The sequence below is a fragment of the Endobacterium cereale genome (genome assembly GCF_009617585.1).
GTDB lineage: Bacteria > Pseudomonadota > Alphaproteobacteria > Rhizobiales > Rhizobiaceae > Neorhizobium > Neorhizobium cereale.
In genome coordinates, this window is sequence record NZ_WIXI01000037.1 from 112024 (window position 1) to 127201 (window position 15178).

Annotated in this window: 11 protein-coding genes and 1 pseudogene; 9 read left to right on the forward strand and 3 right to left on the reverse strand. The window is 56.3% G+C overall.

The features are described from left to right. The first annotated feature begins 197 nt into the window (after nucleotides 1-197). The 3 genes and pseudogenes from GAO09_RS07170 to GAO09_RS07180 all read left to right on the forward strand — a co-directional run. Nucleotides 198-1640 carry a DUF7125 family protein gene (locus GAO09_RS07170; protein WP_153353343.1) on the forward strand — a complete coding sequence of 481 codons (1443 nt, stop codon included), beginning with the start codon at nucleotides 198-200 and terminating at the stop codon, nucleotides 1638-1640. After that, entirely contained in the window at nucleotides 1637-2680 is a 1044-nt protein-coding gene (locus GAO09_RS07175) for a sensor histidine kinase (protein ID WP_153353344.1), read from the forward strand. Before GAO09_RS07170 ends, GAO09_RS07175 begins: the two co-directional genes overlap by 4 nt. Nucleotides 2681-2839: 159 nt before the next feature. Continuing rightward, nucleotides 2840-3193 (forward strand): annotated as a pseudogene (locus tag GAO09_RS07180) (response regulator); the annotation flags it as partial. Between the two features lie 573 nt (nucleotides 3194-3766). Here GAO09_RS07180 and GAO09_RS07185 read toward each other — a convergent pair. Further along, nucleotides 3767-5479 (reverse strand): ISL3 family transposase, encoded by a 1713-nt coding sequence (locus tag GAO09_RS07185; RefSeq protein WP_153353345.1) that lies wholly within the window; start codon nucleotides 5477-5479, stop codon nucleotides 3767-3769. 281 nt (nucleotides 5480-5760) lie between these two features. Between GAO09_RS07185 and GAO09_RS07190 the strand changes: the two genes are divergently transcribed. Both GAO09_RS07190 and GAO09_RS07195 read left to right on the forward strand, forming a co-directional pair. Continuing rightward, nucleotides 5761-6831 carry an AAA family ATPase gene (locus GAO09_RS07190; protein WP_235937962.1) on the forward strand — a complete coding sequence of 357 codons (1071 nt, stop codon included), beginning with the start codon at nucleotides 5761-5763 and terminating at the stop codon, nucleotides 6829-6831. Next, nucleotides 6737-9268, forward strand: coding sequence for a S8 family peptidase (locus GAO09_RS07195; protein ID WP_235937963.1), 2532 nt, complete (start codon nucleotides 6737-6739; stop codon nucleotides 9266-9268). Before GAO09_RS07190 ends, GAO09_RS07195 begins: the two co-directional genes overlap by 95 nt. A gap of 209 nt (nucleotides 9269-9477) precedes the next feature. On the opposite strand, the gene GAO09_RS07200 is transcribed toward GAO09_RS07195, so the two are convergent. Next, nucleotides 9478-9933, reverse strand: coding sequence for a winged helix-turn-helix transcriptional regulator (locus tag GAO09_RS07200; protein WP_153353346.1), 456 nt, complete (start codon nucleotides 9931-9933; stop codon nucleotides 9478-9480). A 135-nt stretch (nucleotides 9934-10068) separates the two neighbouring features. Here GAO09_RS07200 and GAO09_RS07205 point away from each other — a divergent pair, with 135 nt between their 5' ends. From GAO09_RS07205 to GAO09_RS07215, 3 genes are all read left to right on the forward strand, one after another. Continuing rightward, entirely contained in the window at nucleotides 10069-11022 is a 954-nt protein-coding gene (locus GAO09_RS07205; protein WP_153353347.1) for an NmrA/HSCARG family protein, read from the forward strand. Nucleotides 11023-11152: 130 nt separating this feature from the next. Then, nucleotides 11153-11551 carry a nuclear transport factor 2 family protein gene (locus tag GAO09_RS07210; protein ID WP_153353348.1) on the forward strand — a complete coding sequence of 133 codons (399 nt, stop codon included), beginning with the start codon at nucleotides 11153-11155 and terminating at the stop codon, nucleotides 11549-11551. Between the two features lie 309 nt (nucleotides 11552-11860). Then, on the forward strand, nucleotides 11861-12760 hold the full coding sequence (locus GAO09_RS07215; protein ID WP_153353349.1) for a LysR family transcriptional regulator: 900 nt from the start codon (nucleotides 11861-11863) through the stop codon (nucleotides 12758-12760). Nucleotides 12761-12824: 64 nt separating this feature from the next. Here GAO09_RS07215 and GAO09_RS07220 read toward each other — a convergent pair whose 3' ends face one another. Next, nucleotides 12825-13790: an SDR family NAD(P)-dependent oxidoreductase gene (locus GAO09_RS07220; protein ID WP_153353350.1), complete on the reverse strand. Its 966-nt coding sequence runs from the start codon at nucleotides 13788-13790 to the stop codon at nucleotides 12825-12827. Between the two features lie 411 nt (nucleotides 13791-14201). Here GAO09_RS07220 and GAO09_RS07225 point away from each other — a divergent pair, with 411 nt between their 5' ends. Then, entirely contained in the window at nucleotides 14202-14855 is a 654-nt protein-coding gene (locus GAO09_RS07225) for a hydrolase (RefSeq protein WP_153353351.1), read from the forward strand. The last annotated feature ends 323 nt before the right edge of the window (nucleotides 14856-15178 follow it).

Below are 15178 nucleotides of genomic sequence, written 5' to 3' on the forward strand. Positions count from 1 at the left end.
GAAGAATTCCCTTCAATCCTTGCGAAACTCACATCCCCCGATCGTGACCGGTTTCATCAAAATTCAAAGGGCATGTTGCATAAGCCATGGCCACATTGAAGTTTTTTGAAAGGCAAATATAAGATCAAAGTGGCTCTTCCCTGAATGATGGGCGCCATCGATTTCAATATGCGCCGCGCACTTTACGGAAGACGAACATGCCCAAACAGAAGAAATCCACTGTCGTTAACACCGGAATCGCAGGATTGAACGAAATCCTGCGCGGAGGGCTTCCTGCATCAAATCTTTACATGCTTCAGGGGGCGCCGGGATCGGGCAAGACCACGGCCGCGTTGCAGTTTTTGCGCGCAGGTGTCGAGGCTGGGGAGAGCTGCATCTATGTGACGCTTTCTCAAACGGCTGCAGAGCTCGAGGCCATCGCAGTGTCGCACGGCTGGACGCTTGATGGTATCCGAGTCGAAGAGCTGTCAACCTCAGGCACGGTGAACGAGGCCGACGACCAGAGTATATTCCTGACCGCGGATCTGCGCCTGGACGAGACAAGAAAAGCGATCGAAGCGGCGATCGAGGAGCACAAGCCTCGTCGCCTTGTCTATGATTCACTCCTCGAAATCCGGCTGATTACAGGTGATAGTCCACGCTTTCGCCGAGAACTGATCGGCTTCAAATCTTTCCTTGCGAAGCGGAACGTCGTCGCGCTGTTGCTCGATACCCAGACCCCCGGCTATGACCGTAGCGGCGAGGAAGTCGAGGGGCTGGCACACGGCGTTATCCGCTTTGACAAGTCGCTTGAGGAATATGGTGGCGTGCGTCGCCGAATAGAAGTCTCCAAGATGCGCGGCGTGCCGATCGCTGATGGTTATCACGATATGGCGATCCGCGAGGGGCAGGGGGTCGTCGTTTTTCCGCGTATCATGTCCAGCGCCGCCGTAGAAACGGCCAAGCCGCAGTTGATCAAGTCCGGTGTCGCCGAGCTCGACGAGATGTTCGGCGGTGGCCAGGAGGCCGGGACCACGACGCTGGTCATTGGACAGTCAGGTACTGGTAAATCGACCATGTCGTCCCTCTATGCCACTGCGGCTCTCGAACGGGGTGAGAGCGTGGCGCTCTTCCTGTTCGAGGAGCGGTTGGAAACCTTCTTCCGTCGTTCTGAAGGCTTGGGGATGGAACTCAGGCAATTCCACAAGGATGGCAAACTCGTCCTGCGGGACTTCAATCCCAACGAAATCTCCCCCGGTGAATTTGGCCAGATTGTTCAAGACGCCGTCACGCAGAACAAATCACGGGTCGTGGTCATCGACAGTCTGACAGGCTATCTGAACTCTTTGCCGCATCGTGAGAAAGCGGTTCGCGACATCCAGTCGCTGCTGAAGTACCTCGCCCGCTCTGGGGTCCTGACGATGCTGATTGTTGCTCAGCACGGTCTGATCGGCCAAAATGTCGGCATCGATGTGGATGTGAGTTTCCTTGGTGATACCGTACTCCTGCTGCGCATCATGGAGCACGAAGGGCGCCTTCGCCGAAACATCACCGTGGTCAAGAAGCGTCACGGTCCCCACGATCTCAATATCCGTGAGCTGATCATAGAAAGCGGAGGCGTCAGCGTCGTCGCTTACAATCCTCTCCCGGACCCGAAATGAATGATTTCCCGGTCGATAGCGAGCTGGACTGGGTGCTCGTCCTTGCTCCGTTTCGCAAGGATGCCGATTACGTCGCTGCTTTCCTTCGAGAGCAGAAGATCGAGGTCAAGGCCGCCAAGGTAGACGGGGAGCTGGTCGAACATCTGGCTTTATCTCCTGGCATCATCGTAATCACCCACGAGGCCCTCAACCCACAGGTTATCGTACGGATTACAACGCATCTCGCGGAGCAGCCCGACTGGTCGGAAGTCCCGATTATTGTCCTTTTGGAGCGGACAGCGCCGATTGAACGGATCCGCAACCAATTGCTGACTTCATGGCCGGGCTCGCGTCTTTTGTTTTACACGCGTCCCATCGCGCCATTGGAGCTTGTAAACGGCATACAGTCGAACCTGTTGGTGCGGCTGCGCCAACGCCAGGTCCGGGATTCCATCGAGCGGGAGCGAGAACTGCGTCTAGAGCTCAATCACCGGGTCAAGAATATCCTGGCGAGTGTTACGTCGATCTTCCAGATGACCCGGCGCGGCGCCACGTCCGTTGAGGGCTTGACAAGCGATTTTGCCGGTCGGCTTCAGGCGCTATCCAACGTCCACAGCGCCGTCTTTGAAGCCGGCGGCGAAGAGGTTTCGCTTTCAGCCGTGATTGACCTGACGGTTTCTCCCTACAACAGCGCCGGCGTGAGCCGCATTCATGTCAGCGGGCCGGATATCGTTGTCAGCCGGGACGCAGGCACAGCGATCGCGCTGTGCCTGCACGAGCTGATCACGAACGCCATAAAGTATGGCGCGCTTTCGCATCCGTACGGGCATGTTGACCTCTTGTGGTCTGTTGCCGCAAACGGCAGTTCAGAACTCTCTCTGAGCTGGACGGAAATCGGGGGACCGGCTGTCCAAGAACCGACGCGGCAGGGTTATGGTACGCGCTATGTGCGCTCCGCGCTGGGATCGTTATTCGGCACGGTTCCGGAAATCATCTTCGCTCCAGGCGGCTTTCGTTTGTCAGTGAGCGGGTCTCTGTCGCGCATGTCGGCGCAAAAATAGATCACGCATATCCTCAATCATGGATTGAAATAACCTTCGGCTGTAACTTGCTGAAAGATAAAATAGTTCTCCTCGGATCAATCTGTCGTCCAGCGCGTTCATCAGGTTCGCATAGTCGAAAAGACACATGTGAAGCGTCAATTGCGGAGAGTTTGAGGGATGACGCAAAAGGGGATCACTGTCGTTGTCGTTGAAGACGAGGCGCTTGTAAGACTGGATATGGTTATGTCGCTCGAGGACGAGGGGTTCATTGTGCTCGAGGCCTCAAATGCAGACGACGCCATCGACATTCTGAACGCCCATCCCGAAATCCGCTTGATGTTCACCGATATCGACATGCCGGGCAGCATGGACGGTCTGAAGCTGGCTGCTGCAGTTCGTGACAGGTGGCCGCCTGTCAAGATCATCGTGGCTTCTGGCCACCGTCAATTGAGCGATGAGCTTTTACCGGTTGAGGGCAAGTTTTTCAGCAAACCGTACGACCACGGCCGCGTCATCGCGACCATGAGGGATAGCCGTAGCCTAGGTATCTACCGCGCTGGCAGGCCCCATTTTCCGGGCAGCGTTCGAAGCTGTTCATGGATGAGTTCGCTGGGATTGACCGCCGGACCAGCGTCAATCCAGAGTCCATAAGTAAGGCATGTTGGACGGTCCGAGACACCGAACGCAATGTCTCTGCATTGATGTTGGACCACCGGACGAGACCACCCTTGGTAAACAAGCTCCAACTGACGCCCGCGTGACATACCCGCTTTTTGTTGCACTGCGGTATTGGGAATTTGGTAACATATTCCAATGACTCTGCTCCTATCTCGGTAGGGAACCTTGGGGGCAAGGATGAAGAAGAGGATACGGCTGCATCAGGTTCGCGTCGGGATGTATGTTGAGGAGCTTGAGGGAGCGGATCTTCCGCTTCCGTATCTTGGGCCTGTTGCGTCTCTCTTCGACGTCGACCTTATGATGAACAGTCATGCGATCAGTGTCGTTATAAATACGCAGAAGGGCCTGGACGTTGATACCGATCACAAGGAAGTCGTGCTTGATGTGATCGGTTTTGAGTCTGCTCTCGCTTCAAAGGGGTCTGCCTCACTTTGTGTGGAGATCGGCCAATTGCACGGGCATCATCCGCGCTCTGAGAAGCTCTGCACCCGCCCGGCCATACATGGCGCGCTTGATCGTCTTCAGTCGGTTGATCTGACCTTCCGCTTGACCATTGCTCCAGGGCAGGTCGATGGCGTTACAGACAGCGTCGATATCGCGGCGGAGGACGCGGGCAAAGCGGGCCAGGAAAACCAGGCCAGAATGAACGGCATCATCAATCCATTCTTCGAGCCTTGCCGACTTTCGGCTACGAAATATTCCGCGAAACCGCATGGAGAAGCTGCGCAAGGTGGCGAACGTCTGGGAGCCTTGTTTAAGGGCGTCCACTTTCCGCTCTTGATTGACGGTCAGCGCCCCGCGCGGCTTGATGCAAAGAGCAGCGGCGACAACCGGTGAGATCCAGTGACCAGTGTGGGGATCACGCACAGGCGCATTGTCATATACGCAATCGACGAGGCCAGTCCGAGCCGGCGCCGCATCACCTTTATCCTCATCCTCATCCGCTTCCGGCCTCTCCGACCGGCGCCAGGTTGCCAGGAGACGTTCAAGATTGGAAAAGCTGCCGGTGTACCCGCGGTGCTTGATGTCATGAAACAGATGCCGCCCACGGCGGTTGCCGTCCTTCCAACACTGGGTGAGAAAGGCTTCGAAATACAGAGGAGATGTCGGCTGCAGCGCTCCCCTGCGTCGGTCGGGTGGCGTTTCAAACGTCAGCCATTTCGCGATGCTGCGACGGCCGTATCCTGTGCGACGCGCAATCTCCGAGCAGGTCAGGCCTTCTTTGCTCAAGGCGTGCACCGTCTCGAACACCTCCTTCCGGGACTGCCTATGTGTCCGTCGAAGCTGATTGCGCAACCGCTTTTCAGGCGCCTCCTCATGCAAAGCTCGATCGTCATGATCAGTTTCGATGTCCTCGTCTGGCAGCAGTGCTCTGCCTGTAGCTCGGCCGGAGAGGCTCATCTGTTCCTCGATCGCAAGACGCAGGTTCTGGAAGAGATGAAAGCGGTCAGCCACCTGAGACGCTTGCGGGGCACCTTCACGAGCAGCCTGCGCATATAGCCCGCATCGATCTCGACTGACCACCTCAATGGCGGGATGCCGCTTCAACCATTGTGTAACGCTCGCCACGCTACGATCTTCGAGAATGTCCATGACCTTTCGGCGCTCGAGATCAACGATGATCGTGCCGTAGCGCCACGATTTCCTCCAACTCCAGTCATCAATGCCAATGATCCTTGCAGGAGGTTCGTCGTCGGCCCGTGAAGCACTCCGCTTCAAGTGCCGAAGGATGGTGTCGTCGCTGACCGGCATCCCGAGCTGGTTCATCAAGCGCTCTCCCGGGCGTCCGCCTGTGCCGTGACCCAGCAGGGCCACTATCTTTGTGACCCTCGCTGTCCTGCGCGCGTAGGGCGAGGCAATATCCGGGATCGGGCCCGAGAATGTTCGTCGTTTGCACTGCCGATATGTGCAACGCCAGCGGCTCAACCGAAGCCTTACTGTAACTTCATTGCCTTGGATTGGCAGGTCCTGAAGACTGCGGTACGACCAGCCGTGCCGACTAGTGCTATGCCTCCGGCAATCTGGACAAATGCCCGAGGACGGTCCGCAAGCCGACACAACCCAGTCACCGTCGCCGTTGGTTGCGATGCTTTGCACCTTGATGCCCGGACCGGGCGACCATTTTGATTTTGTTCTCATGCCCGCCAATAGCGAAGGGCCTGCTAACGATCTGTTAACCACACAAAGTGAGGCAGACCCCTTAAGTTTGAGAATCGCCGGTTCGGTTTACGCGGGACAACTCGGATTATAGGAGGAACGGCATCACGTTTGGTGGGTTTCATCCTCGCTGCCAGGGCAGCGAATTCATGTATAACCGCTCGAGTTTCGTGGATGCTGCACTAGCGCTTAGAGACTTTGTAAACTATCTACGGTAAGATTCGAGATGTGAACAAACAGGAAACGCAGAAGCACCAAAAGTTATGGCACGCAGCGATCTTCTAATATCACTGGTAAGAGCCGGCGCCGCCGGTGACCGGGCGACTTTGAAGTCGACGACCGAAGCTTTGGTCGCGGATGAGCGTGCGAAAAACCATCACAGTGTCGCCGACCGCCTGGAAAGAGCACTGGCAGCGGTAAACGTGACCCCGCCTGCATTAACTTCGAGTTCTACCCAGTCCGGATCCGGCAAGGACACGATCCTCGAGCTTGAGCCACGCACCACGCTGGAACAGTTGATGTTGCCACTTCCCGTCGATCAAGGTGGGCGGCAGCTAATCGAAGAGCATATGCGCTCGGATGTCTTGAGGGCGCATGGCTACGAGCCGCGTCATCGGGTCCTGCTTTCCGGCCCACCTGGTAACGGAAAAACATCCTTTGCCGAAGCTGTTGCTGAAGGTCTTGGGCTTCCCTTTTTTGTCGTCAGATATGACGCGCTGATTGGCAGCTATCTTGGCGAAACGAATGCTCGTCTGCGGAAGCTTTTTGACTATGTACGCACGCGACCGAGCGTCCTATTTTTTGATGAATTCGACTCTATCGGTAAGGAGCGCGGCGATACCCACGAAACTGGGGAAATTAAACGTGTCGTCTCTTTCCTCCTTATGCAGCTCGATCAGCTCCCGAGCTATGTGGTCGTGATCGCTGCGACCAATCATGCCGAGCTCCTTGACCGCGCAGTTTGGCGCCGCTTTCAGATGCGTCTGAGCTTTCCTGCGCCTGATCGCCAGCGTATCGAAGGCTTTCTCAATAAGATTATCGCACAATGGCCTGATCTTCCTAAAGCGACGTCGAAGACTATAAGTGGAAAACTAGGCCCCGTTAGCTTCGCTGAGGCTTTGGATTTCTGCCAGAACGTGCGAAGAAGGCAAATACTCGGCTTGGGAGAAATGTCGGTTGATGACGCATTGCGTTCAGAACTTGACCTCTGGGCAACACGTGTGGGACCGGAAATTTTGAATGGCGAGCGATCCGAACAGACCGATGCTGAGGCTGCGCCCAAGCGCGCCCGCCCAAAGACAACCAGGCAGACAGGCAAACATCCAAAGACCTGAGCCCTTTCCAAAGCAGAGGCAGGAACAGGAGTTTACGCCCAAGTTCACGCGGTTAGCACAGCTTCTCCAGCGTGACCCGACCGGATTATCGCTGCGCGCCGATCCTACTGCCCTTGCGCCTGAGCGTCTTCTTGTTTTTGAAGTGAAAGGTGACGTTGCCAACTTCGCCCGCGCGGTAAATCGTGTTCCCGGCCTGGAGTTGATCGACGAGGAAGAGCTGCCGAGTGACGAGGATAAGGCTCCCTTCGCATATCTCCTCGTACCAGACCTCACCGCACTTCGTCAGATTCTGTCACTATGGGGCACCTGGGTTTCAGTTGGAGAACTAGCGGAAGGGTATGCGCCATGGCGCGATGTCTTTGCCTGCCTGAGAGATCTCAGGGTGTGGGGACCAGCTGACCGAGTACAGCCACTGGATGCCGGAATTCTTGAGGATGAAGTCGACGGCCTCAATGACGCCGATCTCGTCACTGTCGAGATAGAGCTTATCTATCGTGCTCATGCCAGCGTGGGAGTCGCGGCCGAGAATGCTGTAGTACATGCGATCGCTCAAGTAGGCGGCGTTGCCGTACATCGCGCTCGCATAGACGACATCGCCTATCATGCAGTTCTTGCTCGAATTCCAGCTGCCTCGATCCGCATGTTGATCGCTGGTGTGCCCGGAAGCCTGGCGTATGTTGAACCGATCATGCATATTCGCCCGCAGAGCGTAGTAACCGGCATCGAGGCGAACGACAGTCTCGCTCCTTCCTCGCCGGCTTCTGAACCTCCTGTAAGCGACGCCGCGATCCTGGCATTGCTCGATGGGGTTCCAGTCGCCGCCCATCCACTACTACGGAGGCATTTGAACGTCGAGGACCATTTCGGTCTAGAACCCGACGCGCTGGTTGCTCAACGTGTGCATGGTTCCGCAATGGCTTCCCTGATCGTTCATGGAGACAGGAACCGCCCTGAGCCTCCTCTGCCGCGACAGGTTCACTGCATACCTGTCATGGGTAACTCTGACAGATTTCCTCCGGACCGGTTGATCGTTGATTTGATCTATCAGGCAGTTTTGCAAATGCGTGGAGGAGCCCAGCCGTCGGCGCCGTGGGTCATTATCGTCAATATCTCGCTCGGAAATCTGCGGCGTCCTTTTCACGGTCAACTATCGCCCTGGGCGCGACTGCTTGATCGTCTCGCTTATCGTTTCGGCCTCCTTTTCCTGGTAAGCGCGGGCAATGTGATCGGGAGTTTTCATGTTCCTGCCTTCGACAATCGCATAGCGTTCGAGGACGCAACCGCCGCTGCGCGAGCAGAGGGCGTTGTCAATGCCCTTGCAGCAATCGTAGCCGACAGGCGGCTTCTCTCACCGTCGGAGACAATCAACGGGCTGACGATTGGTGGACGAAATCTCGATTGGGTTTCGCAGGCCGACCGCGCGTCGGCGAGAGCAAACGTTAACCCATTCACAGACCTTGATACGGCCAACCCTTCAAGCGCCCTTGGTCCGGGTTTTGCCGATTCGGTGAAGCCAGACATACTCATGCCGGCCGCGCGCGAACATCTTCGTGTCATTGGCGGCGGCGGAGGTGTCACCGTCAGTCCTGCTGGTCCGGCGCGGGGTGCTGGCCTGAAGGTCGCGGCACCACCACGGCCAGGCATCGAAGGAGCTGAGGCTTTCACGAACGGGACGAGTGCGGCAACTGCGCTTGCTTCTCGCACAGCTCATCGCATCCACGATGCTCTTGAGCAGGCTTACGGCCAAGAGTTCTTGCAGTTGCAAGGTGTGCATCGCGCTGTTTTGATCAAAGCATTGCTCGTGCATCCCGCCCGTTGGCCCTCTGAAGCTGCCGTTCTGGTGAAGAGATTGCTCGGACCAGTCGGAAAGGGGCAAGCTCCTCGCCAAAAAGATAACATCCGAAGGTTCTTTGGGTACGGCGTCTATGAGGCTGATGACGCGGTCGCTTGTGCAGCTGACCGCGCGACCTTCTGGTGTGTGGGAAATCTGGGTCGAGAACGTGTTGTCGATGTGGTGGTGCCGATACCAGTTGCAATGGGTGGGCAGGCCCGACCCCATTCCATCTCTGCGACACTTGCGTGGTTCACGCCAGTTCTACCCGGACGCAAGTCTTACCGGTCCGTCAGGATGAAGATACTCGAGCCCGGGCAACTTGATGGACTGGCTGTCGCAGGTCATGGTACGCAGCCCGACATGAACCAGACCAATCGTGGAACCGTCTTCACCCGCCAGTGGAGCGGCGATCGAGCGGCCGTAGTGACAGACGGCATGACGATAACACTCCAGGTTCAGCGCGATCCCGACCAAGGTGCTTCTGTCGATGAGGAAGTGCCTTTCGGGTTGGCGGTTTCACTTGAAATGCCGGGTGAGTTGCGCCTCTACGATCAGGTTCGAACACGCCTGCAGCCGAGGCCCCCACAGCGCGCAATCCCGTAGCGAATGGTCGAAGTCGTTCGCTTATGGTACCAATTCTGCACCGAAGCTGCCGGTGACTGGGATTGTAGGGTGTTTTCAATTGGTTGAGATTTCGAAATGGCGGGTCGTTGGTTCGGCTCCCCTCAAGGCGCAAGATTTGCGAAGCGCATAGCCGCCAGCACGAGCTGGTTGGCGCGAACGCACCGCGTCAAGCCCGCAAATCATGGCCCCTAGGTCAGAGGCGGCTCATCTTTCGCGGAGGTCCAGCGATTAGGCCCACCCGCCAAAACCTCCTTCTGGGACCGAGGTCTGCAGTTTCCCGTGTCGCAGGTAATGCCATGCAACGCCTGAAGCCTCTCGCCCCATCCGCACATGCTAACCAGTAGCGGCTCCAATGAGAACCCGAGCTCCGTGAGTTCGTACTCTACCTTGGGCGGCACTTCGGGGTAAATAGTTCGGCTGATGATGCCGTCGGCCTCTAACTCCCTCAATTGAAGCGTGATCATTCGCGGCGTCGCTGCAGGAGTGAGACGACAGATTGCGTTAAATCTCATTTTGCCGTCGAGCAAATGAAACAGAATGACGGGCTTCCAGATGCCACCGATGACCGAGATCGTCGCCTCTACAGCGCATCCCGTTTTCGATGCTGCGCGGCGCGTCCGCTTCATGGGGGTACTATCATTCATGATACTACATGCTCTCTTTGTACGTACTTACTGAGCAAGCAGCTTACCTTTATGTAGTTCACTTGGAAAGACGGATGCACCGAAACCAGAGTGCCTGTTTCCAATGGCTGAACCTACACAAGGAACTGAGTATTGATGCCTCAAGAACAAAAACCGCTAATTTCGGTTGTCGGCGCAACCAGCAAACAGGGCCGAAGCGTTGCGATGACGCTCCTCAAAAGCAACCAATATCGGGTCCGCGCTCTGACCAGAAACCCCGCTTCGGCGGCAGCCCGTCGTCTGGCTGATCTGGGGGCGGAAATCGTTGTCGCGCCACTCGGTCTCGGGCATCAGAAGGAACTGGTTACGGCATTTCACGGTGCCGACGGTGCTTATCTGATGACTCCCCAGCTGGTACCTCAAGACAATGCCGAACTTGCGCTTGGCAAACAGCTTGCCGATGCAGCAGTCGAGGCCGGCGTAGGCCACATTGTTTTTTCCACTCTAGAGAATGTCGACAGAATTACCGCAGGTAAAAAATTTACGCCGCACTTCACCGACAAGGCGCTGGTTGCTGAGTACATTCGCACTTTGCCTGTTACGCATTCGTTCGTATCGCTTGCATTCTTCTACACGAACCTACTCGAGTATTACGTTCCCCAGATGGAAGGGGACACGCTCCTGATGCCAATTTACCTCCCGGAAGACTGCCGTGCACCGTTTGTCGATCCGACGACGGCGACGGGACCAGCTGTGCTCGCTGTATTGTCTGACCCGGACACGTTCAAGGGTAAGACACTTCCGATCGTGGGTGACATCATTTCACCTCGCGAAATGGTTGAAACGTTTCAGCGAGTAACGGGCATCAGGGCCGAATACCGCAGCGCCTTCAAGCGTGAGGAACTCCTGCATTACTTTCCTGGTTTCGGTGCCAACGATCTCCTCGGGCAGGAACTGATCGGAATGGTCGAATATGCCGTAGAATATGGTTACTTTGGCAAGGAACACGATTTGGAATGGAGCCGGCGCTTGGACCCGGAGACGCTCTCCTGGGAAAAGTTCCTTCAAACCTCGGGATGGCGCGGCGGTAAGCGTCAGTTTGGGCTTTGACAAACCTTTATGCCGACATCGGGAAATCTTATCCCGCCTAGTCAAAAAGCCCGGCCTCGCCGCAATTCTCGCCGCCGGCCGACCGTTGCTTAAACTCATAAATCAACTCCACCTAACATTGGGAAACGAAATGAGCGTTGAAGACAACAAGCGCGTCGTGCGCGAGTTCTGCGACCACTTCAAGAAGTCGAATGCCAACGGTCTGATCGATGCGATGACAGACGATGCCACCTGGTGGGTCAACGGCAAGCCGCACCTCTTTCCGTCGTCGGGCACGAGAACTAAAGAGGATGCCGCAAAAATGTTCCGTAACATGTTTTCAGCCTATACCGACGGCCTTGATATGCAGATCGTCAGCGTTATCGGCGAAGGCGACATCGTGGCAGCCGAAACGCGTTCACACGCTACGACGAAAACCGGGAAGGTGTACGAAAACGAGTACGCATTTCTGTTCACCATCAGGGACGGCAAGATCGCAAAGGTGCGCGAATACACCGACTTGCTTCACGTTCTGGAAGTGTTCGGTTGATCGGGCCGCGCGCCCTAGGTGCTCTGAACCGCTCGCCAGCCAGATGCTGGCACTGGGCATCAGTTTCCAGCGTTCGTTTTTCCACAACCATACTGCGCAGCATGTCGACAATATTGTCAAACTGATTGCGCCGAAAGGGCGTGTCTGCTTATCAATGATCCGTCTGACGTTGACGGCATCTCATTCAAGCCCCAGTCTGTATCCGCTTGTTTTTGGCTCGCCAGTCACTTTACATGGATCTAACCAATGGTCATGTTTCCGTAGGCGCTAAGGGCTATGCAACAATCATTTTGAGGTCAGGGAAGCTTTTTGGATATTGAAGACCTGCGAACATTTGTGGAAGTCGCTGACGCGGGTGGTATTTCCGCTGCGGCACTCCGCCTTGGACTTTCGAAGTCCATTGTCAGCCGTAGGCTCATTCGGCTCGAGGCGGAACTAGGCGTGCAATTGTTGGCGCGCTCTACCCGCGGCGCCTCGTTAACGGAGGCAGGCGTCACTCTGCGAGATCATGCCGCACGAGCCAGCGCCGAGATTGCGATGGCGGAAGAAACGATCTTGCATGAGAGCGAGCTGCGTGGACGGTTACGCGTCGCGGTTCCACTTTCCTCTGGGCCGATACATTTCGCACCGGTCCTCGCGGACATGGCACAGTCCCATCCGCAGCTTCAAATTGATGCCGCCTACAGCGATCGCTTTATCGATTTGATCGCTGAAGGCTTCGATTGCGCGATACGCGTGGGAGCACTTCGGGATTCAAACCTGATCGCGAAACGCGTCGGGATGATCTATGGCAAGCTCGTCGCCAGCCCCAGCTACATCGCCAAGCACGGCTCGCCCGAAACACCGGACGAACTCGCGACCCATCAAGCGCTTATTGGCAATGAAGCGTGGAGGTTCATGGATGGTGAAGAGGTCGTCACCGTGCAGCCACAGGGGCGCTTCAAAGCCGACAACAGCAAGGCGCTCGCGAGCGCTGCAGCAGCCGGGGTGGGCCTTGCCTACCTGCCTGACTGTGTAACGTACGAGTACTTGGCATCCGGCGAGCTTGTGCCAATCATGACCCGATATCCGCTCCCGGCAGGGGTTGTTCATGTTGTTCGACCCAACAGCCCGCATCCCGCCCGTAAAGTGCGCATTCTTTCAGAATTCCTAGCGGAATCGCTTGCGAGGGAAAAACCGGAATGGATGCGCGAGGCAGTCAGCGCCTGATAGGAGGCATTAGCCAAACGTCTGGATGGCCGCCCCTGCCGGAAAGCAAAGGCGGCCATACATGTCAAAAGCGTTCTTTTACTAATCGCTCACTCTTCTCCCAAAGCGCCTTGGCGCGCGTGGGATCGATAGCGTAAGCATAAAGTCCTTCTTCGACAGGATCGAGAGGTCCCTCAACAACCTCAGCAACATGACAATTTTCGCAGTAACGACCGCCTATTTCGTCAGCGTGGGCAACGAATCCTGCCCAGACCGATGTGGCCGCTCCCTGCGGTACGGTCTTGTAGTGAAACAGAGGTTTACCTGCTGACAACCTCTCGAAATTGATGCCCTCTACCATTCCATCGAGGGTCGACTGGCCGATATGACGTGTCAGTTTGGTGCTGATCACTCCCGGATGCACCGACGTAGCGCGAACTCCGCGGTCCTTATGACGACGGTCGAACTCTACCCCAAACAAGATACAGGCAGTCTTAGACCGGCCATAAGAAGAAAATGGATCGTAAGTCGTGTTTTCATAGTTCATGTCGTCGAGATCGATATCGGAAAAGCGGTGGGCTGCAGAGGCGACAATGACCACGCGTCCGCCTGGTGCAATTAGGTGCGCGATACGATTTGTGAAGACGAAGTGACCAAGGTGGTTGGTGCCCATCTGGATCTCAAAGCCGTCGGCTGTATGACCGAACGGCGGGTGTGCGACACCGGCATTATTGATGATGACGTCGAAAGTTCGGCCGGCAGCCACCAGGGAGTCTGCGCATGATCGCACGCTCGCCAAGGACGCCAGATCAAGCCGTATTAGCTCGACGTTCTCATTGTGGCGGTTATCGCCGCAGACTGATTGCATCGCTGCCTTGGCTTTGGACACATCACGTACCGTGCCGATGACATGTGCTCCGCGCGAGGCCATAGACCTCGCCGTCTCCAGGCCCAACCCAGCGGAGACGCCGGTGACAAGCACCCGTTTCCCGTTAAGATCGAGTCCGTTAAGGACTTCGTCAGTCGTAGAATTTTCGTTGAAACGGACCATGAGGGCAAGCTCCTTTCTGAGAGAAAACCCCATCTATTTTTTGATAGTCAGATGGCTGCTCAAAACTGTCAGGCCAAAGCGCGACCCGATAGTCGGCCCAATCGCGAAACTGTGTCGCTTGCGGCGACACGCTCAGCCAAGGCTGTTCTCGCCGGAATGAAGGACCTGCGTTCGTTCGGGCGAGCACCAGAACGAACATTTATAACCTCAGTCCATCGGCCCCTGACTATACTGAGTTCCGCTCTCAAATAGATTATCCTTAATAGATCAATCTGATCGGCGTCGCGCATATTGCGACGCAGCTTCGCTCGTGCTGCGGCTATCGGTTGGCAAATTGCGATGAGAAAGTATGTCTCGAAGGCAGCGCATTCGGCGGATGGCTTTCCAAAACCCCAGCAAAGGATGTTTCATATGACTTTTCGTAACGGCCTTTCCTCGCTTCTTCGTCCCGAAGACTCGGTTCTGGTATTGATTGATCATCAGCCTTATCAGCTCGCAAACCTCAACAGCCATGATCCGCACTCGTTGGTCAACAATTCCGCAGCTCTTGCAAAGACTGCTAAGGCATTCAACGTTCCGACAATCCTGACGAGTGTCGTCGCCGACCGCGGCGGTCTCATCTTCCCCCATATCACCGATGTTTTTCCCGGACAGGAAGTGATCGACAGAACATTCATCAACACGTGGGAAGATGAAAACGTCGTCGACGCCGTCAAGGCGACCGGCCGGAAGCAGCTGATTATCGCCGGCCTGTGGACTGAAATCTGCGTTGCGATGCCAGTGATCCACGCATTGGGTGAAGGTTGGGATGTTACCGTCATCACGGATGCCTCTGGCGGCACGTCAGTTGAGGCGCACGAGGTCGCGATCCAACGGATGATTGCTGCTGGGGCAAATATGATGACTTGGCTTGCACTGGCATCTGAGTGGCAGCGCGATTGGGCTCGCACCGAGCACGCTAGTGAGTTGACCGAGGTGCTCAAGCAGCACGTAGCCGGCAGCGGTATCGCCTACCTGTGGGAACAGCAGTTGCTGAACACGCCGGTAGCCACGAGGGCTAACTGATCTATTCAGAACGACGAGTTTCGGACGATCTAACGCGATAAGCCGACGGTCGTCCGGTCTCGTCGCCCTCGCGATCTCCACCGAGGGAACAGAATGTTCTGATGTTCAAGGGCTGGTTTCCACAGGGCGAAAAGAGCCCGCCGGTTGCCGCGCGGTATCAAGTCATGGAAGGAACGCGTTATGAGCGTAACAACTCAAAGGGCCGTTGCCGCCACCATTTTACTGGCCGGTCTGGCACTCCGGACGGCGCTGGCTACGAAAGCACTGCACTCGAACCTATTACGGGCATCAGGTTTCAGGAAAGCCGGCAACGAAGCTGGTGA

Bases quoted from the DNA above. Each gene is read 5' to 3' on its own strand.
- GAO09_RS07200 (WP_153353346.1), bottom strand. From the start codon at position 9,933: ATGAATGATAGTACCCCCATGAAGCGGACGCGCCGCGCAGCATCGAAA.
- GAO09_RS07225 (WP_153353351.1), top strand. From the start codon at position 14,202: ATGACTTTTCGTAACGGCCTTTCCTCGCTTCTTCGTCCCGAAGACTCG.
- GAO09_RS07185 (WP_153353345.1), bottom strand. From the start codon at position 5,479: ATGAGAACAAAATCAAAATGGTCGCCCGGTCCGGGCATCAAGGTGCAA.
- GAO09_RS07205 (WP_153353347.1), top strand. From the start codon at position 10,069: ATGCCTCAAGAACAAAAACCGCTAATTTCGGTTGTCGGCGCAACCAGC.
- GAO09_RS07175 (WP_153353344.1), top strand. From the start codon at position 1,637: ATGAATGATTTCCCGGTCGATAGCGAGCTGGACTGGGTGCTCGTCCTT.
- GAO09_RS07220 (WP_153353350.1), bottom strand. From the start codon at position 13,790: ATGGTCCGTTTCAACGAAAATTCTACGACTGACGAAGTCCTTAACGGA.
- GAO09_RS07195 (WP_235937963.1), top strand. From the start codon at position 6,737: ATGGCGAGCGATCCGAACAGACCGATGCTGAGGCTGCGCCCAAGCGCG.
- GAO09_RS07210 (WP_153353348.1), top strand. From the start codon at position 11,153: ATGAGCGTTGAAGACAACAAGCGCGTCGTGCGCGAGTTCTGCGACCAC.
- GAO09_RS07170 (WP_153353343.1), top strand. From the start codon at position 198: ATGCCCAAACAGAAGAAATCCACTGTCGTTAACACCGGAATCGCAGGA.
- GAO09_RS07190 (WP_235937962.1), top strand. From the start codon at position 5,761: ATGGCACGCAGCGATCTTCTAATATCACTGGTAAGAGCCGGCGCCGCC.